Annotated in this window: 22 protein-coding genes; 11 read left to right on the top strand and 11 right to left on the bottom strand. The window is 42.8% G+C overall.

What is annotated here, in order from left to right; translation table 11 throughout:
- Window positions 1-4 precede the first annotated feature (4 nt).
- The 3 genes from rsmB to def are packed head-to-tail and all read right to left on the bottom strand — an operon-like array spanning window position 5 to window position 2,798.
- Window positions 5-1,294 (bottom strand): 16S rRNA (cytosine(967)-C(5))-methyltransferase RsmB, encoded by a 1,290-nt coding sequence (gene rsmB / locus ACFSJY_RS05995; protein ID WP_386032132.1) that lies wholly within the window; start codon window positions 1,292-1,294, stop codon window positions 5-7.
- A 7-nt stretch (window positions 1,295-1,301) separates the two neighbouring features.
- Window positions 1,302-2,276: a methionyl-tRNA formyltransferase gene (gene fmt / locus ACFSJY_RS06000; RefSeq protein ID WP_386032134.1), complete on the bottom strand. Its 975-nt coding sequence runs from the start codon at window positions 2,274-2,276 to the stop codon at window positions 1,302-1,304.
- Window positions 2,277-2,285: 9 nt separating this feature from the next.
- Window positions 2,286-2,798: a peptide deformylase gene (def, locus tag ACFSJY_RS06005; protein ID WP_386032136.1), complete on the bottom strand. Its 513-nt coding sequence runs from the start codon at window positions 2,796-2,798 to the stop codon at window positions 2,286-2,288.
- A 114-nt stretch (window positions 2,799-2,912) separates the two neighbouring features.
- On the opposite strand from def, the gene ACFSJY_RS06010 reads away from it, so the two are divergent.
- From ACFSJY_RS06010 to ACFSJY_RS06020, 3 genes are all read left to right on the top strand, one after another.
- Window positions 2,913-4,085: a LysM peptidoglycan-binding domain-containing protein gene (locus tag ACFSJY_RS06010; protein ID WP_386032138.1), complete on the top strand. Its 1,173-nt coding sequence runs from the start codon at window positions 2,913-2,915 to the stop codon at window positions 4,083-4,085.
- Between the two features lie 114 nt (window positions 4,086-4,199).
- The gene (gene dprA, locus ACFSJY_RS06015) at window positions 4,200-5,300 is read left to right on the top strand and encodes a DNA-processing protein DprA (protein WP_386032140.1); all 1,101 of its coding nucleotides are present in this window, start codon (window positions 4,200-4,202) and stop codon (window positions 5,298-5,300) included.
- A gap of 2 nt (window positions 5,301-5,302) precedes the next feature.
- Window positions 5,303-5,779: a DUF494 family protein gene (locus ACFSJY_RS06020; RefSeq protein ID WP_386032142.1), complete on the top strand. Its 477-nt coding sequence runs from the start codon at window positions 5,303-5,305 to the stop codon at window positions 5,777-5,779.
- Between the two features lie 7 nt (window positions 5,780-5,786).
- Here the strand turns inward: ACFSJY_RS06020 and ACFSJY_RS06025 are convergent, their stop codons facing one another.
- Window positions 5,787-6,746 (bottom strand): glycosyltransferase family A protein, encoded by a 960-nt coding sequence (locus tag ACFSJY_RS06025; RefSeq protein ID WP_386032144.1) that lies wholly within the window; start codon window positions 6,744-6,746, stop codon window positions 5,787-5,789.
- 80 nt (window positions 6,747-6,826) lie between these two features.
- Between ACFSJY_RS06025 and ACFSJY_RS06030 the strand changes: the two genes are divergently transcribed.
- Window positions 6,827-7,663 (top strand): glycosyltransferase family 2 protein, encoded by an 837-nt coding sequence (locus ACFSJY_RS06030; RefSeq protein WP_386032146.1) that lies wholly within the window; start codon window positions 6,827-6,829, stop codon window positions 7,661-7,663.
- 4 nt (window positions 7,664-7,667) lie between these two features.
- Here the strand turns inward: ACFSJY_RS06030 and ACFSJY_RS06035 are convergent, their stop codons facing one another.
- Both ACFSJY_RS06035 and ACFSJY_RS06040 read right to left on the bottom strand, forming a co-directional pair.
- On the bottom strand, window positions 7,668-8,393 hold the full coding sequence (locus ACFSJY_RS06035) for a sulfotransferase family protein (protein WP_386032148.1): 726 nt from the start codon (window positions 8,391-8,393) through the stop codon (window positions 7,668-7,670).
- Between the two features lie 37 nt (window positions 8,394-8,430).
- The gene (locus tag ACFSJY_RS06040) at window positions 8,431-9,333 is read right to left on the bottom strand and encodes a glycosyltransferase family 2 protein (RefSeq protein WP_386032150.1); all 903 of its coding nucleotides are present in this window, start codon (window positions 9,331-9,333) and stop codon (window positions 8,431-8,433) included.
- 58 nt (window positions 9,334-9,391) lie between these two features.
- Between ACFSJY_RS06040 and ACFSJY_RS06045 the strand changes: the two genes are divergently transcribed.
- The gene (locus ACFSJY_RS06045; RefSeq protein WP_386032152.1) at window positions 9,392-9,946 is read left to right on the top strand and encodes a DNA topoisomerase family protein; all 555 of its coding nucleotides are present in this window, start codon (window positions 9,392-9,394) and stop codon (window positions 9,944-9,946) included.
- 14 nt (window positions 9,947-9,960) lie between these two features.
- Here the strand turns inward: ACFSJY_RS06045 and ACFSJY_RS06050 are convergent, their stop codons facing one another.
- A complete protein-coding gene (locus tag ACFSJY_RS06050; protein WP_386032154.1) occupies window positions 9,961-11,112 on the bottom strand; it encodes a 5-(carboxyamino)imidazole ribonucleotide synthase in 1,152 nt (383 codons plus the stop codon).
- Between the two features lie 12 nt (window positions 11,113-11,124).
- Window positions 11,125-11,607: a 5-(carboxyamino)imidazole ribonucleotide mutase gene (gene purE / locus ACFSJY_RS06055; RefSeq protein ID WP_386032156.1), complete on the bottom strand. Its 483-nt coding sequence runs from the start codon at window positions 11,605-11,607 to the stop codon at window positions 11,125-11,127.
- 244 nt (window positions 11,608-11,851) lie between these two features.
- Between purE and ACFSJY_RS06060 the strand changes: the two genes are divergently transcribed.
- The 3 genes from ACFSJY_RS06060 to hemF all read left to right on the top strand — a co-directional run bounded on the left by ACFSJY_RS06060 (window position 11,852) and on the right by hemF (window position 15,089).
- Window positions 11,852-13,477, top strand: coding sequence for an acyl-CoA synthetase (locus ACFSJY_RS06060; protein WP_386032159.1), 1,626 nt, complete (start codon window positions 11,852-11,854; stop codon window positions 13,475-13,477).
- Window positions 13,478-13,632: 155 nt separating this feature from the next.
- Window positions 13,633-14,184 (top strand): L-threonylcarbamoyladenylate synthase type 1 TsaC, encoded by a 552-nt coding sequence (gene tsaC, locus ACFSJY_RS06065; RefSeq protein WP_386032161.1) that lies wholly within the window; start codon window positions 13,633-13,635, stop codon window positions 14,182-14,184.
- The gene (gene hemF, locus ACFSJY_RS06070; RefSeq protein WP_386032163.1) at window positions 14,181-15,089 is read left to right on the top strand and encodes an oxygen-dependent coproporphyrinogen oxidase; all 909 of its coding nucleotides are present in this window, start codon (window positions 14,181-14,183) and stop codon (window positions 15,087-15,089) included. Before tsaC ends, hemF begins: the two co-directional genes overlap by 4 nt.
- Here hemF and ACFSJY_RS06075 read toward each other — a convergent pair.
- Complete coding sequence (locus ACFSJY_RS06075; protein WP_386032165.1) at window positions 15,081-16,037, bottom strand: GGDEF domain-containing protein; 957 nt, start codon at window positions 16,035-16,037, stop codon at window positions 15,081-15,083. The two genes, hemF and ACFSJY_RS06075, sit on opposite strands and share 9 nt — an antisense overlap.
- 335 nt (window positions 16,038-16,372) lie before the next feature.
- On the opposite strand from ACFSJY_RS06075, the gene ACFSJY_RS06080 reads away from it, so the two are divergent.
- Window positions 16,373-17,083, top strand: coding sequence for an OmpW/AlkL family protein (locus tag ACFSJY_RS06080; RefSeq protein ID WP_386032167.1), 711 nt, complete (start codon window positions 16,373-16,375; stop codon window positions 17,081-17,083).
- A gap of 71 nt (window positions 17,084-17,154) precedes the next feature.
- Here the strand turns inward: ACFSJY_RS06080 and ACFSJY_RS06085 are convergent, their stop codons facing one another.
- On the bottom strand, window positions 17,155-17,592 hold the full coding sequence (locus tag ACFSJY_RS06085; RefSeq protein ID WP_386032169.1) for a group II truncated hemoglobin: 438 nt from the start codon (window positions 17,590-17,592) through the stop codon (window positions 17,155-17,157).
- Between the two features lie 14 nt (window positions 17,593-17,606).
- Here ACFSJY_RS06085 and aroE point away from each other — a divergent pair, with 14 nt between their 5' ends.
- Window positions 17,607-18,431, top strand: a complete 825-nt coding sequence (aroE, locus tag ACFSJY_RS06090; protein WP_386032171.1) for a shikimate dehydrogenase — start codon at window positions 17,607-17,609, stop codon at window positions 18,429-18,431.
- Window positions 18,431-18,661: a hypothetical protein gene (locus ACFSJY_RS06095; RefSeq protein WP_386032173.1), complete on the top strand. Its 231-nt coding sequence runs from the start codon at window positions 18,431-18,433 to the stop codon at window positions 18,659-18,661. Before aroE ends, ACFSJY_RS06095 begins: the two co-directional genes overlap by 1 nt.
- A 21-nt stretch (window positions 18,662-18,682) precedes the next feature.
- Here ACFSJY_RS06095 and ACFSJY_RS06100 read toward each other — a convergent pair whose 3' ends face one another.
- Entirely contained in the window at window positions 18,683-19,222 is a 540-nt protein-coding gene (locus ACFSJY_RS06100) for a gamma carbonic anhydrase family protein (RefSeq protein WP_386032175.1), read from the bottom strand.
- Window positions 19,223-19,682: the final 460 nt, after the last annotated feature.

The following is a 19,682-nucleotide window of genomic DNA, read 5'->3' on the forward strand; positions in this document are numbered from 1 at the left end:
TATTTTACTGGCGCTTTTTTAGCTTTGCGTAGAAAAAGCCATCCATATTCTGCTCGCCAGGTAATATTTGCCACCCGGCTTGAGTATTGTATTCTGGCAGCGCGATCAGCTCAGCATCTTGATGTTGCTCAATAAATGCTTGAACTTGCTCTGCATTTTCTTGCGGCAATACGCTACAGGTCGCGTAAACCAACGTACCACCTGGTTTAAGTAATGACCACATTTTTTCAAATATCGACCGTTGTAGGCTTGCTAACACGTCGATGTCTTCTGGTTTTCTCAGCCACTTGATATCTGGGTGACGTCTGATCACACCCGTTGCAGAACAAGGGGCATCAAGCAAAATACGATCGAAAAGCTCGCCATCCCACCATGCGTCGGTATTCGTGGCGTCAGCGGCAACTAGCTTGGCTTGTAAGCCAATACGATCCAGGTTTTCTTGAACGCGTGCAAGCCTATTTTCCTCGATGTCTAAAGCGGTCAGACGCTTAATCTCTGGCGTATGCTCCAATAAATGACAGGTTTTCCCTCCGGGTGCAGCGCAGCAATCAAGCACGACATCGCCGGGCTGACAATCGAGTAGGCGCGCGGACTGTTGAGCAGCGGCGTCTTGCACGGACGCTCGACCTTGCTCAAAACCAGGAAGCTTCGTGACATCGACAGCATGGGATAGCTGAATGGCGCCCGACTTTTCTTCAATGTCACTAACGGCAACTTCAGTGTTAAGCAATTCCTGTTGATATGCTTCGACGCTAACCTGTAATGCATTGGCACGAAGCCACATAGGGGGGCGTTCCATATTCGCTGTTAAAATGTCTTGCCATGTATCTGCGTAGCCTGCTTTTAGCTTTTTGATCAGCCAGCTTGGATGGTTATAGGTAATAGCATCACTAGGGGAGTGTGTACTTACATCTTTGTTGCGCAAGTAGCTACGTAGTACACCATTGACTAACGCTTTTAAATATTTGTGCTTTAACGCCAGCGTAGCGGATACCGTTTCACTGACTGCAGCGTGATCAGGAATGCGCGTATACTTCACCTGATAAATGCCAACTAACAACAAAAAGTGGCAGACCCGTTGTTTTCCTTTTAACGGTTTATCCATTAATTGTTGTACTTGATATTCAAGTTCTGGCAAGTGCCTTAACACGCCATAACAAATTTCTTGAAGTAAGCCTTTGTCTTTGGCTGCAACTTCTGAAGATGCTTGTGGTATAAGCTCAGATAAACTTTTGCCCTGATCGACAACCGAGAAACAAATGCGAGCGGCAACGGCGCGAATATTCTTACTCATTATGTACTTATGCTTGTCCAGTTATCAGGTTGCCAACGGCGAACCATTCAGCGCGGCCATTCAACACATCTTGAACAGGTAACGGTTTTTTACCTGGCAGCTGAAGCGTCAAAATATTCAGCGCTGTACTTCCCGTTGCCACCAAAATACCGTGTTTGTCCGCTTGCATGATAGTTCCTGGTACCTGACTACTACTGTCGGTATCAGTTAATACCACTTGATGAATTTTCAGCGTGTGCACCTTGTTGTTTTCATCGGTGAAATTGACATAGGTACCTGGCCACGGAGTAAATGCGCGTAACTTCAGATCAATCGTTTTCGCCGGTTGGTGCCAGTCGATTTCCGCCTCTGCTTTATCGAGTTTACTGGCGTAAGTGGCCTGTTCATTATTTTGCGGTTCTCTGGGATATGCGCCGGACGCCATGAGGGCGAGAGTATCAATCAATGCAGCTGGACCTAAATCAGCTAACTTTTCGTATAGGCTAGCGCTAGTATCGGTATCCAGAATAGGGCAACTGGCTTTAAGAATCATATCGCCTGTATCTAGGCCTTCGTCCATTTGCATAATGGTCACGCCTGTTTCCAAATCGCCAGCTTCGAGAGAACGTTGAATAGGCGCTGCGCCACGCCATTTCGGTAGTAGCGAACCGTGAACATTGATGCAGCCTAAATGCGGTGCATCTAATATCACCTTGGGCAACAGTAATCCGTATGCAACAACAACCATGACATCAGCGCCAAGTGCTTTCAATGCTTCTTGGTCTTCAACTTCTTTGAAGTTTTTAGGTTGAAGCACTGGAATGTTGTGTTCTAACGCGAGATTTTTAGTGGCACAGGCAGTTAGCTTTTTACCGCGTCCAGCTGGCTTATCTGGCGGGCAATAAGCCGCAATAACGTCATGTTCAGAGTCGATCAGTGCTTGTAGGTGTTTCGCAGCGAAATCAGGTGTACCTGCAAAAATAATTCGAAGTGGAGCTGTCAATGGTCTACCTTAAGCTTTCGCGGCTAAGCGAGCTTCTTTTTCAAGTTTGGTTTGGATGCGCTTGCGTTTGAGCGGTGATAAGTAATCAATGAACAAGATGCCTTGTAAGTGATCTAGCTCATGCTGAATACAAATACCCAGTAACTCCTCACCGTCAAGCGTGAACTCGTTTCCGTCTCGGTCTAGTGCTTTCACGGTTACACGTTCATGTCGAGTAACTTTGGCGTAGCAAGTCGGTACTGAGAGACAGCCTTCTTCATTAATAAAAGTCTCGTCACTTTTCTTTATGATTTCAGGGTTAATAAGGGTAATAGGGTTACTGCGGTCTTCCGTGGTATCCATCACGACAATGCGTTTATGAATATCCACTTGCGTAGCGGCTAAACCAACACCATTTTCGTCGTACATGGTTTCGAACATGTCATCAACGATTTGGCGAATTTCATCATTTACTTCAGTAACTTCTACTGCTTTGGTGCGTAATCTTTCATCAGGAAAGCGTAAAACGTTTAAAACGGTCATAATTTTTACAAATAAATAGCGATAATTTATCTAGGATGTTATGTTTCAATTTTAGCCATTAAATAATACGAATAATAGTGGTTTGAAGTTTTTGTATAACATGGACAGAGTAGCATGCTAAAAAAAATTATACTCGCTGCGACATTCTTCAGCTTACCAATGCACTTGGTAGCCGATGAACTCCAAATAAACGAGGATGCCCCGAAAACCTATATTGTTGAAGAAGGTGACACGCTTTGGGACATTTCTTCAATATTCCTCGAACAGCCTTGGCTATGGCCGCAGTTATGGCGTCTCAACCCAGAAATCAGCAATCCACACCTTATTTATCCTGGTGACGTACTCCGTTTAGTTTTCGATGATCAAGGTGAGCCTCAGCTTATCGTAGAAGAGGAACCTTACGAAGAAGAGTATGTAGAAGAAGTTATTGTTGAAGAGCCAGAACCAATAGCGCCGCCAGTTGAAGTGGTTCGCGAAAAACCAACGATTAAGCTCTCACCAAAACTTCGTAAAGAAGTGAAAAAGCAGCCTGTTCAGACCATGCCGCTTCATGTGATTGCGCCGTATATGCAATATGACCACTTATTAACGCAAGAACAAATCGACCAGCTTCCGCATGTTATTGGCAATGATGATGGCCAAAAATCAGGTATGGACGGTATGAAGTTGTATGTCACAGACAACCTTGTTCTGGGTCAATCGTATGCGGTGTATCACATAGGTGATGAAATTATTGACCCTGAAACAGAAGAGCCTATTGGTTTTGATGTTCGATTAACTGCTACTGCGCAAGCGATACGCAATGGCGATATGGAAAACAAACGACCAGGCACTTTATTGGTCAACTCAGCTAGCCGTGAAATACGCGCGGGTAATGTTGTGATGCCAATCAATGATGGTCAATTACTCCCTTCGTTCTTTACCATGCAAAAAGCGGATGACTCTGTACGCGGTGTGATTGTGAAATCGTCATCCGATGGACGTGAGTTCGGTAAACTAGAAGTGATTATGATCAATAAAGGTGAAGCTGACTCGGTTAAAGTGGGTGACATCTTAAGCATCAAACGCAAGAGCCCAAGTGTTGTTGAAACACGCACGGGTCCTCAATACACAGTAGACGCATCTCGTTGGGCAAGAATGTCCGCAGAAGATGGCTCTGAATACGATATGCCTGAAGAAGACTTAGGGCAAATCATGGTGTTTAAAGTTTATGAAAATGCTTCAATGGCACTGATTATGCGTACAAGCAAGCCAGCGCGTTTATTGGATGTAGTTGCCGCACCATAAAAATTAATCTTTGCTAAAACAAGGGCATATCTACTATACCTATAGTGATATGCCTTTTTTATTGGCAATAATAAATACATCGCGTCGCACACTTGAATCTTAAGGAGGAGATAAGTGGAGAAACGTGCTCAGCATTTTTGGTTGGCGTTAAAGCTGGTCCCTAGACTGTCTTATCAGCAAAAACGCTCATTACTTGACCGTTATGGTTTAGACGATATTTTTACTCTTAATTCAATCGAATTGAAAGCGTGTGGATTGAACGCTACGCAACGCGAGGCTGTCTTAGCGCCAGACTGGCCTCGGATAGAGTCGATTATTGAGCGCTCACGCGAAGTCGGCGCAAAAATCATTGGTATCGATGATTTGGACTACCCACAGTTGCTGCGCGAAATATATGACCCTCCACTTGTTATCTGGGTACAAGGCGATGTTTCTGTTTTGAGCCAACCGCAAGTAGCGATTGTGGGAAGCCGAGGTGCCACGACGACAGGTCGTGAATTATCCTTTGAGTTTGCACACACGTTAGCGCCCAATGTGGCTATTACCAGTGGGTTAGCGCTTGGCATTGATGCGATGGCGCATAAAGGCGCGTTAGAGGCCAGAGGAAAAACGGTTGCTGTGGTTGGCACCGGCATAGATGTCGTTTACCCAACTCGAAATAAGCTACTGGCCAAAATGATTGTTGAAAACGATGGCGCCATTGTCAGTGAGTTTTTGCCTGGCGTTACTGCTCGTCCAGGTCATTTTCCGAAACGAAATCGTATTATCAGTGGTCTAAGTTTAGGTGTTTTGGTGATTGAGGCTGAAGTTAAAAGTGGCTCTTTGGTGACAGCTCGCACGGCATTAGAGCAAAATCGAGAGGTATTTGCGGTACCAGGTTCACCAAGAAATCCAATGGCTAAGGGGTGCCACTATTTAATTAAGCAAGGGGCTAAGCTTGTAGAAAATGCTGCCGACATAGTGGAAGAGTTAGAAATTTCTGCGCAGCTTGAGTATTTAAACGAACCGCGCGAAAAAGTTGAAAAAAATAAAGAGCAGGGCTTGTTAAACGATGTTTTGTTAGCTAGTGTGGGTTATGAAACTACTCCCGTAGACACAGTAGTTTCCCGGTGTAAGCTTTCCACAGAGGAAGTGTTAACCCGGCTAACAATGTTAGAGCTTAGAGGTCTGGTATCTGCGGTGCCTGGAGGCTATCTTAAATTGCATAGGGGGTAACTATGTTCGATATTCTTATGTATTTGTTTGAGAACTACATTCACTCCGAAGCTGAAATCATGGTTGACCATGATGAACTCACCGATGAGTTGACACGCGCTGGATTTCATCAAGATGAAATTTACAAAGCGCTTTCTTGGCTAGAAAAACTAGCAGAACTTCAAAACAACGACGCACATCCTTACTTAACAAAAGTTTCGGGTCCATCCACGCGTATTTATACTGCGGATGAAATGAGACGGTTAGATCCGGAATGTCGTGGTTTTTTAATGTTCCTTGAACAAGTTAACCTGCTTGATATGACGACGCGTGAAATGGTTATTGACCGTGTAATGGAACTTGATACCAAAGACTTTTATCTAGATGATCTTAAATGGGTCGTCTTGATGGTACTTTTCAATGTTCCTGGACGAGAGAACGCCTACTCACAAATGGAAGACTTAATTTTCGATGAAATGCCGGACGGGCCGCTGCACTAAACACGGCCTAGCCAAATTTTTTACGAACCACAAGCTCTGCTTTGTGTAGCGCTTTTAGTATCTTTGTCCCTTGAAAAGGGTTAGTTACCCAAGGTTTTGGCAGCTCAGCGAATGCAAGCGATAAAAAATCTTCAGCAAAGGGCAGAGTACTTGGGTTCCGCGCTTTGAATGCAGCTAATTGAGCGTCTTCCATTAGGTTGAATGGATGAAAGCCACAGTTATTTTTCTTTTCGGCCAGTTTATGGCCCAATGTTTTCATTTTGCCGCGATATGCTGGCGCACTGGGTAAGTACATCAGGAAAGGATTCTTCATAAAACCCATCGGGCCAAATAAAGCTTTGGCTTGTGTATTGTTGTCTTTTTCACGTGATTTGAATGTCCAATCCACAGCTTTCAGCCGCCCAACATGACCAATACTAACCGCGGAGAAGTAAATACCTGCACTTTGCTTTACATCTTGTCTTAAGTAAGCACCAGAGACATTGTCAAAATAGGTATAGCCATTGACTCGATTACGCGCTTTACCTTTCAAAAATGCGCATTGCATAAACGCTGATTGTTGATGATGTGCGAAGAAATGTTCGATGTCATCCATGTCATGTTGATCAATAGGGCGTACAAATTGCGTATCGTCTTGGACAAAACAGACAAGCGACTCTTCAGGCATAGAGTCAAGAGCAAGCTGCATGTTGTTGTACAAACCACCACATTTATGTGCGTTCTGATCGTCTAGTTTGGGCACAATGACGTCATGCTTTTCGTTTATTTCTGACAGCACTGCCATTGTTTCTCGGTCGGTACTGTTGTCGTCGAAAACGATAATATTTGGTTTATCGACACATAGCTCTATCGATGACACGCAGTTTTTAAGAAGCTGCCCGCGGTTGAATGAAAATATACAGAAATACATAGGTACCTGATTTTTAATGCTTACCATGTCACGACTAAGGTTACATAAAACTGTCATGTAGAACGCACTATAATGGTGTCCAATAAGACAGCTGTTTGCCAGTTATAAACAGCTTCACAAATTTCAGTTTCACTTTTATGAAAGTAACCGTTTTATTTACTACCTATAACTCTCCTTGTTGGCTTGAAAAGGTACTTTGGGGCTACAGTGCTCAGCGTTATACCAATTTTGATATCGTTGTTGCAGATGACGGCTCGACTGACGATACGCGTCTGTTGATTGAGATAATGAGGAAAGAAACAGGGCTAGATATTAAGCATGTGTGGCATGAAGATAATGGCTTTCAAAAATGTGAAATTCTGAATAAAGCTATTCTAACGGTTGAAACAGATTACATTATTTTTTCAGATGGAGATTGCATCCCACATCCTGATTTTATCGCGGAACACTTGCGATATGTAAAACCTAATCGCTTTTTAACTGGTAGTGTTATGCGCTTGCCCATGTCCACCAGCGAGTTAATTTGCAAAGAAGATATTGTGAACGGCACTTGTTTCTCTTGGCAATGGCTAGTAGATAATGGCTTACCTGTTACGCGTAAGCATTTAAAGTACAAAGTAACAGGTTGGCGAGCAGCATTAATGAATGTGATAACGCCGGCGCCAAAAAGCTTTTTAGGATGCAACGCATCAGCCTGGAAACAAGACATTTTTGATATCAACGGCTTTGATCAACGGATGCAGTATGGTGGATTAGACAGAGAGTTAGGCGTGCGATTACGCAATAACGGAATCGAAGCCAAACATGTTCGCTACAATGCGCACGTACTTCATCTTGACCATGCACGCGGATATCGCGATCCGGCAATGGTTGCTAAGAACAAGAAACTCCGCGTATTTAACGAAAAACACAAAATCAAAACAACTGAATTTGGTTTTAACTTATTGCATAAAAATACCGAGAGGTCGGTTTAGTACGTTATTGAATGCTGTCGTTATATTCCAATAACGCAAAATCCTGTTTGTACATTTGCTTTACGAGCTCTTCACATTCTTCATCGTAGAATTTTCGTAGTTTTTCATTTGCGCTAGTAGAAGGGGGGCCTTTACGAGAGAAGCTATGAAGGGCGGCTGATTGGTTGTCTATGTGGCGAATGATGGTCGATAGATCCGCATTAAGGTTTTCAAAGCGGCCAACGAATTGAAATTTCTCAAACGGAATCAGAAAGATTGAAGACTGCGGTGCCCAGTGTAAGTTGCTATGAAGTTTGCCTTCTTTGAGTGTTTTCAAAAAGTCTTTGAATGAGACTTTCTGGTGATGTTGATTGTATTTTCGATCAATTTTATCAAGAAAGGCTGATAAGGTGCGGGAGAACGGATCTCTAACCACGGTAAATTTGAAGAGTCCCTCGAATTGTTCTAGCTCGTATTTTGAGAGCGTAGAGGGAGACCGAAATATCTTCTTAGCTTGTGGTGAGTCAATTTCATGCCCAAGTTTGGTATTGACCAAGTTCGACACTATGGTTGAATTAGCGGCTTTGGGCACTCGGTTGTAAAAAATACCTAATTCAAAATCAACACACCCTCTGTCGTCAGCGCTTTTTATCGAAGGCCGTCCCTGAAATGGGTAGTGACGATAAAAAGGCGTATACGGTACGACAAAGCGGTTTTTCGTAATGTTATGAATGGCTTTACTTAACAACATTAATATAACGTTATTCTCTTCAAGTAATTGTTACGTATTAGCTGTATTTCGTTTGCATACGACGTATTTTGCTGCGGACCTGTGACCATTGCGACCCTTTTTTGTATCGCCCCTTAGCGACATGGCGTATCTGAAAAACATTGTCGACATCAATGGGCACGCCGTGTGAGCCAACCAGCCAGCGAAAAGCGCGATCTTCGACACATTTACACCAATGCTCTGATGGAGTTTGGTAAATATCGATGTTGGCACAGTAACCTATCGCTCGCGCTACATCACCATGAGTAATTTGAAATTCGCCTGTTGCCTTATGGCGAGAATACGGTTTGACACGGGTATTGTTGATACTAACTAATTGTGGACTTGCGCCAGGTTGTAAAAGAGGGTGCTCGTTGGGTAGCAATGGTGTGGTCTTTTCTTCACGCGGGAAAACTAACGCATCATTTCTACCTTGTAAGCTATCCACTAAACTATCTAGGCAGTTTTCCGAGAAAATAATGTCACAGTCAGTAAACCATACCCAATCAGCTTTGGTGGCTAAGGCAGCTTGGTTTCTTCCTATACTTCTTCGACACAATAGTTTTTTTTCTAGCGGTTGCCAGTTCCACGTGACGTTGGGCACATCAAAGGTTGCAAAGAAATTTACCAACTCTTGTGTTTTTTCATCGTCAGGGCAGTAAAATAACGTCATAGTCACATGAGATTTTGTTGGCGGGTGTTGTACCAATGAACTTAGCTGGTATGCCAACATATGCGAATAATTCCAACAGTGGCTGACGATTTCTAACGCTAGATGGCCTGTTTTCTTAGCTCGTTCTTGTTCAGAAGGTCGGTCTTTTACAAACCAATTTGCTGGTACATAGCCACTCGCTGCCAACTTAAAGAAGAATGCGAGAGAGCCGTCGTAAAACCTTGGTGGATAAATTCTAGATTTAGACATAATTCATTTGCGTATAAAATAGAACAATCGCAAATTAACAGCGAAATAAGATCGTTTTATGACAGATAAATTATTTGAAGCAGCGAAACACGCATTAGAGAAAGAGTACGAGACGTGCCCTAAATGTGGTTCAGAGCTGGCGGTGAAAAGAGGAAAAGCAGGACCATTTATTGGCTGTGAAAGTTATCCTTCCTGCGACTATACTCGCCCTGTTGTAGAGCACGAGAAAGTTGAAGACAAAGTATTACCGGGGTCTGAGTGTCCTGAATGTGGACATGAGCTTGCCGTAAAACAAGGACGATACGGTATGTTTATTGGCTGTACGAATTTTCCTGATTGCAATCATATTGAACATGACGAGGCTGAAACTACTGCCGAAGTTTCATGTCCTAGCTGTAAGAAAGGGAATTTAGTCGCAAAAACAACGCGCTATGGTAAAACGTTCTATCCATGTGACAATTATCCAAAGTGTAAATTTGCTGTTAATCATGAACCTGTTGCAGGTGAATGCGAGAAGTGTGGCTTTTCGTTGCTTTTGAAGCGCTCTATGGCAAGTGGAGAAAAGTTACAATGCGCTGATAAAAAGTGTGGTCACTTCCAATCAGCGCAGTAACTAGAGAACAGGCCCTAATATTTTTTGGCTAACTCGGCAGCGTATTGCTGAATATCCTCAAAGGCTGCGCTAGGTAGAAGTTGTGCTACTTGGTATAGGCGTTCAACAAGCGCTTTGTTTGTATCAGCAGAAAGGTTGATGTGACCCATTTTTCGGCCAGCACGCTTACCTTTGCCATACCAATGCAAATGAACACTTGGTACCGACAAAACCTCGCTAGGTACTTCATCTTCACCTAAGATATTGATCATCGCTGTTGGACGCACTAATTCGCCACTGCCTAATGGCATCCCCGTCGTTGCACGAATATGATTTTCGAATTGACAGGTATCGGCACCTTGCTGCGTCCAGTGCCCTGAGTTGTGAACACGCGGTGCAATTTCGTTAACTAGCAGCTGTTCGCCAACTTGGAAAAACTCAATCGCTAACACACCTACATAGTTTAATGCATCAGCCACTTTATCGAACATGGCTTTTGCCTGTGCGGTCAGGGCTTCATTTTGTGCAAGTGCTACGGTAACCGTTAATACGCCATCAGTGTGATGGTTTTCAACAAGCGGATAGACTTGGGTATTGCCTTTAGCATCGCGAGCGCCCACTAACGACACTTCACGATCAAATGGGACCATTTGCTCTGCAACAACGGCTTGAGCTGCAGGTTCGTTGGCGCCAGCGAAGAAAGCTTCAATATCTTTCCAAATATCAGCAGCTTGGCTTGCATCTTTAATGCGCCATTGACCTTTACCATCATAGCCAGCTAATGCACTTTTTAAGATAAGTGGCAGACCCAATTCACTGATAGCATCCGCAAAGTCTTGCTCAGTAGTAATGATTTTATGCTGGGCATTGGCCACACCACATTGCTCAAGCACACCTTTTTCAAGGCGGCGATCGCCACCTGTTTTGATTGCTTGGCTACTTGGGTGTAACTTTCCTGATGCTTCGCATTGGGCAAGCACATCATGAGCTATATGTTCAAATTCAGCAGTAATGGCGTCAGCAAACGCGATACCTTCCGCTAAGTCACCATAGCTTTGCGCAAGGTTTAACGGATCTACTACTGTGCGCGAGCCTACATCATAAGCACGTACATTGACATTTAAAGGCTTACTCGCCAATGCCATCATGCGTGCCAATTGGCCTGCACCTAAAACAAGAACATTCATGATAAGTACTTCCTACTCAGCTGGGTTTGGATTAGCTAAAATAGTGTCAGTTTGTTCTTTGCGGAACTTCTCGACAGCTGCCATCACGTCTTCATCATGTGTACCGATGATTTGTGCGGCTAGCAATCCAGCGTTAGCTGCACCAGCATTACCAATAGCGAGTGTACCTACAGCAATACCTTTTGGCATTTGCACGATAGAAAGTAGAGAGTCTTGGCCGCTTAATGCTTTTGACTGAACAGGCACGCCAAGTACAGGCAAGCTTGTGTAGGCTGCTGTCATACCTGGTAAGTGAGCCGCACCACCAGCGCCAGCAACAATTACTTTGATACCGCGTTCTTTAGCACTTTCTGCATATTCAGCAAGTAGGTGAGGAGTACGGTGAGCTGATACCACTTTGGTTTCATACGGAACACCAAATAAATCTAACATATCAGCAGCATGTTGCATTGTCGGCCAGTCCGACTTAGAGCCCATGATAATACCTACTTTCATTGTATAAGCGCCTTCTTAATCAAAGTTTAAAACACAAGGTCAAAACAACCGGTTAAATAGGCCGCGCATTATACCCGTGTTTGGTCTGATACGGAAATTTAGCTGCTAATTTTTCACCAATATTGTTCGCCATAGACTAAAGGCGAATTTAAAAATAATTTCACCAAAGTAAGCTAAGTGAAACAAGCTGCCTAGCAAGTATAGACAATATGCATTTGAATCAAGGCAGACGAAAGGGGGAGAAATGAACATATATCAACATGGCCTCGACCAATGCAAGGCAAATGCACAGCCGTTAACACCGATTAACTTCCTTGCGCGCACTGCGCAAGTTTTTCCTGAGAGGACGGCCATCATTCATGGCAATCAGCATATTAGTTACCGTAGGTTTCAACAAAATGTCCATTGCTTTGCAAACTCACTCATTGAGCTAGGCGTCAAGCCAGGAAATACAGTTAGCATTATTGCTGCAAATATCCCTGCATATATAGAAGCGCATTATGCTGTGCCCATGACCGGAGCGGTGCTTAATTCTCTAAATACGCGACTAGATGCCCAAGCGCTGGCATTTATTCTTGATCATGGTGAGTGTGATGTGTTGTTAGTTGACAGTGCATATAACGGACTTATGCGTTCTGCATTAGCACTTTCGTCACGACAGCCGCTCGTCATTGATATTGTAGATCCGCTTAGCGGTGTATATGACACTATTGGTGAAGTGGAGTATCACCAACTTCTTCAGCAAGCCGAAGATAAAGCGCCCCCCAATTTAATTGAAGATGAGTGGCAGGCATTAGCGCTAAATTATACCTCTGGCACAACAGGAAATCCCAAAGGTGTGGTGTATTCTCACCGTGGTGCTTATCTTAACGCAATCGGTAATACCATGATTTGGCCCATGCCAGAACCTCCTGTTTATCTGTGGACACTCCCCATGTTTCACTGCAACGGTTGGTGTTTTCCTTGGACAATTGTTGCAGTTGGTGGAACTCAAGTCTGTGTTCGCCAAGCGGAGTGTGAAACGATTACCGGGCTTATGAAAGAACATCACGTGACACATTTTTGTGGTGCCCCAATCGTACTCAATATGATGATGAATACTGAACCCGAGTATTTGCACGGGTTACCGCGAGGGATCAAAGCTATGACTGCTGGTGCACCACCACCACCTGCGGTGATTAAAGGTATGGAGAAACTCGGATTTGATATTACGCAAACATATGGCTTAACAGAGGTATATGGTCCCTGTGTTGTGAGTGAGTGGAACTCAGAGTGGGATGCGTTGGATAGCGACCAAAGGGCTGCACTCAAAGCAAGGCAGGGCGTAAGATATCCAACACAAGAACACGTTGATGTGCTAGATCCTGATACCATGCTACCTGTGGCTGCAGATGCTGAAACCATAGGTGAGATCATGTTTAAGGGCAACACAACAATGAAAGGTTATCTTAAAAATGAATCTGCTACCGAAGCGTCATTTAAAGCGGGCTGGTTTCATTCAGGCGATCTCGCTGTTAAACATCCGGATGGCTACATTGAAATTAGAGATAGGTCGAAAGATATTATTATCTCTGGTGGTGAGAATATATCGTCTGTAGAAGTAGAAGGCACACTATACAAACACCCGCAAATATTGGAGGCGGCTGTCGTTGCTCGCAAGGATGAAAAGTGGGGTGAGACACCTTGTGCATTTGTAACACTGAAAGAAGGCGCAAATATTACCGAGCAAGAGGTGATTGCTTTCTGTCGTGAAAATATAGCGCATTTCAAAATACCTAAAACAATAGTATTTAGTGAATTACCTAAAACAGCGACAGGAAAAATTCAAAAGTTTGTGTTGCGGGAAAAGGTACGAAGTTTATTTGGTTAGTATTTATTAATACCACTAGAGGTAACATAAATAAGTAAATTTACTTTTGTGCGGTTAAAAGTAGAACAGTACTGGTAGTGAACGCTATTGTGTGTACTGTTTCTGTTTCCTAAAAATGCTAGACTAGCGCCCAAATAAACCAGCTAGCGTATAAAATGACCTTTGAAACACCGGAACAAGCATACACTGAAGGTGGTGTTATTGCTTACCCGACAGAGGCGGTTTTTGGTTTGGGGTGTGATCCCGATAACGAACAAGCCGTTCAAAAAATTCTCGATATAAAACAACGCCCAATCGAAAAAGGGTTAATTTTATTGGCAGCAAATTACTCTCAATTGCTGCCATATATTGATGACTTAAAAATTCCACAAGATAAACGTTTTTCTGTGCTTTCACGCTGGCCAGATGGGATCACTCAAGTGTTGCCTTGCACGCCTACCACACCAAAATGGCTAACCGGTCAGTTTGATACATTGGCAGTGCGCGTTACTAGCCAACCTGATGTTGTCGCTTTATGCAATGAGTTGGGTAAACCTATTGTCTCGACAAGTGCTAACCTTACGGGTGAGCCACCTGCTAAAACTTGGCAAGAAGTAGAGCAGTATTTATCGCAGCAGGTCGATTTTGTCATTAAAGGTCAAACACTAGGATTTGATCAGCCCTCTAAGATTATTGATGGCCTTACCGGAGAAGTATTTCGCATATGAGTAATGTTGCAATTGAACCTGTGGTTGCGTTTTTAAAAACGTTGCAAGATGACATTTGCCAGGCGCTTGAAGCTGCTGATGGTCGGGCGAAATTTGTTGAAGATAACTGGCAGCGTGAAGAGGGCGGTGGTGGTCGCACACGTGTGCTGACCGATGGTGCAGTTATTGAACAAGGTGGTGTGAACTTCTCGCTAGTTTCGGGTAATAAACTCCCTCCTTCAGCCACAGCACATCGACCAGAATTAGCTGGACGAACGTGGAGAGCATGCGGTGTATCGTTAGTGATTCATCCCAAAAACCCATTTATACCGACTTCACATGCCAATGTTCGCTTTTTTGTGGCAGAAAAAGAAGGTGAAGCGCCTGTTTGGTGGTTCGGCGGTGGCTTTGATTTAACGCCATTTTATCCATTTGATGAAGATATTAAGCATTGGCACCAAACAGCGCATGGCTTGTGTGCACCTTTTGGTAATGATATTTATCCTGCCCATAAAAAGTGGTGCGACGAATACTTCTTTTTAAAACATCGAAACGAAACTCGTGGTGTAGGTGGTCTGTTTTTTGATGATCTAAATCAGTGGGATTTCGACACGTGTTTTGAGTACATAAAGGCAGTTGGTCGAGGCTATATTGATGCGTATGTGCCTATCATGGAGAAGCGAAAGGATACACCGTTTGGCGAGAAAGAGCGTCAATTTCAGCTGTATCGTCGTGGTCGCTATGTAGAGTTTAATTTAGTGTTTGACCGTGGCACTTTATTTGGTTTGCAGTCAGGAGGCCGCACTGAATCAATCTTAATGTCTATGCCACCGTTAGCGCGATGGGAGTACAACTTTCAGCCAGACAAAGATACAGCAGAGGGTAAACTTACTAATTACTTGAAACCAAGGGACTGGTTAAGCTAGCACTGTTTTATTTCTGCCCTCCGTTTTTGCTTGGTACAGAGCGTCATCTGCGCGTTTGTACCAAGCACTTGGCGTTTCGCCATGCTGCAATTCACTTAGACCACACGATATGGTGACTTGGTGATTTGGTATTATCGATGCGCTTTCAATTGCCGTTCTAATTATCTCAGCAAATGCAAAGGCGTCTTTGGTATTTTGGTTATCCATGGTAATGGCAAACTCTTCACCACCTACTCTAAACAATTTGTTATCGGCAATTAATGGAAAGATGATGTCGCATACTTGAGTGAGTACATCATCTCCACTGCTGTGTCCAAATTTATCGTTGATGGTTTTGAAATGGTCTAAATCAAATAACAATAACCAGGTTTGATTATCCATGCTGCTGTTGGTAATCGAGTCCATCGTATCAATATACGCACGGCGATTGTATGTTTTGGTCAGGGCATCTTTGTGGCTGAGTTCATACAGTTTATTGGCTTGAAATCGTTTTTGATAAGCGAACGTGAATGAGCATACTACCGTGATGACCATGCTGATTGCTGTTGAAAAAAATTGAAAACTCTCGAGCTGTTCAAAGATGATTATCAAAACAAACATAAGCATGATGGCCGAAAGTAACGACGCCCTTCTTGGCGATACAAAATAGTAGATGACTGCAATGGCTGGATAGAACCAAACAATAGCGCCGGCGCCTTTCAAATAGACCATTGCGACAGGTAATATTGCCACAGCAGAGACCACTGCAGAAAATGCAAACGTTTGATCTTTGCCGGTAATCGCGTTGAAACTGATAAGCCCGAGAATAATTATTAAAGAAAAGTCTAAGGCGGCAATTATCCAATCATGTTCGACTATTCGGAAGATCATCAATGGAAATAGACCTAATACACAAAATATAGGCAACCAAATAAAGACCTTATTTTCAACGCTAGACTCTACGCTCATACTGCCGCGGGGTTAAAAAACATACGTCATGATATCAAATCATCCTATAACAATGGGACGTTTTTGTAGCTGTTTTGTTTCTACCTACTTTCAAGTCAAACAAAGTGATTACAATTTAGACGGCCATGCTACTTCATGGTCACTGCATTTAATTTGCTTTACCCCATCTATCGTCTAGCTTTTATACAGACTAGAGCACAAAAGTTGATATAGATCATGATCGCGCTCGTTGTCTAACTGTAGCGACATGTAACCACACAGTAATTTGAGGTAAATCAACTTTTCATACATGACGCGATTGTAAACTGACGCCAATTATTTAAAGGGATACTCTCATGAAAAAAAGTCTTATTACATTAGCGGTGTTATCAACATTGTCTTTCGGGTCATTAGCAGCAGGTTACCAAGCGGGCGATATTCTTGTTCGCGGCGGTGCAACAATGGTTGATCCTGATAGTGACAAAGCTGGCGTTTATATTGAAGCACTTGGTGGTGATACACCATTGTCTGTTTCTGTAGATGACAACACACAACTAGGTTTAAATTTTGTGTACTTCTTTGACAGCAACTGGGCTGTAGAACTATTAGCTGCTACACCGTTTAAGCATGATGTTAAAATTCATGATCCTCAAGGTATTGCAGAAGGTGTATTTGGTGTTCCTGGACTAGACGTAGATGGCATCACATTAGGTGAAGTAACACACTTACCACCGACATTAAGCGCTATTTACTACTTTGATTCAGCATCAAAGTTTAAGCCTTACGTGGGTGCTGGTCTTAACTACACAATTTTCTTCGACGAAGAATTTAAATCAGCACCTAAAAGTCTAGGTTTTAATGACTTAGAGTTAGATGGCTCTTTCGGTGTATCGTTCCAAGTTGGCGCAGACTATGAGCTAGATGATAATTGGCATATTAATGCTTCTATTCGTTATATCGATATCGGCACTGATGCAGACTTTAAAATTGGTGAAGATATTAAAGGTACGGCAGAAGTTGACGTAGACCCAATGGTTTACTCACTGATGATTGGTTATAAGTTTTAAAACTTAACACCTCATCACCCCCAACCAAATAAAAAAGCCGCGTATTGCGGCTTTTTTTATTGCTGATGTTACTACTGGTTAATCATATGCGCAGCTAACTGTCCGAACTTTTGCTTGAGTTCTCGTTTTAGTGGCTCGTGTTCAACAGTTTTATTTAATGCGTTTGTCATACAAAGCATCCACAGTTCCGCTTGCTTACGTGTAACAGCAACATGTAAATGGCGTTGGCGCAATCTCGGGTGACCATACTTCTCTTCAAACAATGGTGGTCCACCAAGCCATCCTGATAAATATTCAAAGACCTTTTGACGAATGCCATCAAGGGGCAGTTCATGAATATCTAAAAGTTCTTTTAGATGAATGTTAGATTCCATTTCATCATAAAATGCATTGGCAAGCGCTCGTGTGCCTGCTTCTTCACCAATTAAGATATAAGGCGTAACACTATCTGATAACGATTGCGTCTTGTCTCTTTCGGAAAAAAGTTTTTTAATGCCAAACAAAATCACTACCTTTGCTTGTTATGGATAAATACGCTGTTTTTGGAAACCCTATTGCTCAATCTAAATCGCCATTGATACATGCCGAATTTGCCGACCAAACAAAGCAGGTGCTCGAGTATAACGCAATTGGCCCGGATGTTGATCGCTTTCACGACGCGATTACGACTTTTATCGAGCAAGGTGGAAAAGGGGCCAACGTAACCGCACCATTTAAAGAACAAGCTTTTTCCATGGCAACGAAACTGACAGAGAGAGCTCAGTTGGCTAAAGCTGTAAATACGTTAGTGTTTAACAAAGACGGTTCAATATTAGGTGACAATACCGATGGTGCAGGACTAATTGCTGACTTATTAGAGAACAAAGCACCTTTGAATCGACGAGTCTTACTTATTGGTGCAGGTGGTGCCGCGCGCGGCGTAATTAAGCCTTTGTTGGCACAACAGCCTGAGTTGCTAGTTATTACCAATAGAACACATGCAAAGGCAGAGGAGTTGGCTTCGCATTTTGATGAATATGGTCGCATTGCTGCGTTAACTTCAGCACAACTCGAAAGTGAAGCACCATTTGATGTTGTCATTAACTCTTCTTCTTCCAGTCTGTTTAACGAGATACCAGCTGTTACACCTGCTATTTTCAAAACCGGTGGCTTTGCTTATGACATGTCTTACAAAGCAGAAAATACTGTATTTATTGATTGGGCATTGGCATCAGGTGCAGAAACCGCTATTGATGGTTTAGGGATGTTAGTGGGGCAGGCGGCAGAAAGCTTTAATGTATGGCGTGGTGTAATGCCCAATAAGACGCCTGTTGAAAATAAACTCAGAGAGCTTTTAAAGGTAACATAATGAATCAATCGATTTTATTTAATGATGATTTGGCATTTGATCAAGATAAAGACGCCTGGCGTTTCACAGGTCTTATGGCTGGTCAGCTAATTACCATTTATTTTCATAGTCCAAAGCTTAAACATTTGGCTTCTATCGACCAGTGCACTAAATATGATTTAGAAGAGGTGGTTGAACTATGGCTTGAAAAGAACGAGCCGGAGGATAATGAAATCCACCTCCACATATAGCTGAAACTTTGCTTTTACTTATTAGATTTCTGCTAAGTAGTCGTTCTTTAACTCAACATAGTTAATAGCAGACTGTTTAAGGAAAGCGATTTCACCTTCTTTTAGTGGTCTCGCTTTTTTCATCGGGTTACCGACATATAAGTAACCACTTTCTAATACCTTATTAGGTGGTACTAATGTACCTGCACCAATAAACACATCATCTTGTACTTTCGCACCGTCCATAATAATTGCACCCATACCCACTAAAATGCGGTTTCCTAATTTACAGCCATGCAACATACATTGATGACCAATGGTCACGTCATCGCCAATAATCAGCGGGAAGCCGTCAGGGTTCGATTGGCTTTTACGGGTAACGTGCAAAATAGTGCCATCTTGTATATTCGTGCGTTCCCCAATACGGATAACGTTTACATCACCGCGAGCGGCAACAAGGGGCCATATGCTGCTATCGACTCCTATCGCAATATCACCGACGATCACGGCTGTACTATCTATATAGCATTGGTGACTGATTTGAGGTGTTATACCTTTAAAAGAACGAATATTGTTAGGCATAGTAATAATTAACTTATTGAAATTAATTTAATACTAGCAAAATACTCTCTAAATAATCAGCTTTTGCAAAAGTAAAAATGATATTACGGAGACTAGGAGGCAAATAGTAAACAAACGTAGATAAAGAACATAATTGTTACTTTTCTTTGATTAAATGTCCTATATAGTCCAATAAAAACGCGCTTTGATTAAATTATCTGCAAATAAACAATTATTTCAAATTTATTTCAAAAAGGTGTTGACGCCACCCGAAAAACCCCTAAAATGCGCATCCACTTCTCGGGGACAAGCCAAGAAGCTGTTTTGATAAGTTTAGTTGCTTTATATAGTCACCAAACGGGTCAGATAACTTAGAAAAATAAATTAAAGTTTTTTTCAAAAAGTTGTTGACATTAAAACAGGGAAGCGTAAAATGCGCATCCGCTCTCAACGAGAGAGCAATCAGTTAACACGAGTGTGA

The organism is Thalassotalea euphylliae (genome assembly GCF_042682785.1).
Taxonomy (GTDB): Bacteria; Pseudomonadota; Gammaproteobacteria; order Enterobacterales; family Alteromonadaceae; genus Thalassotalea_F; species Thalassotalea_F euphylliae.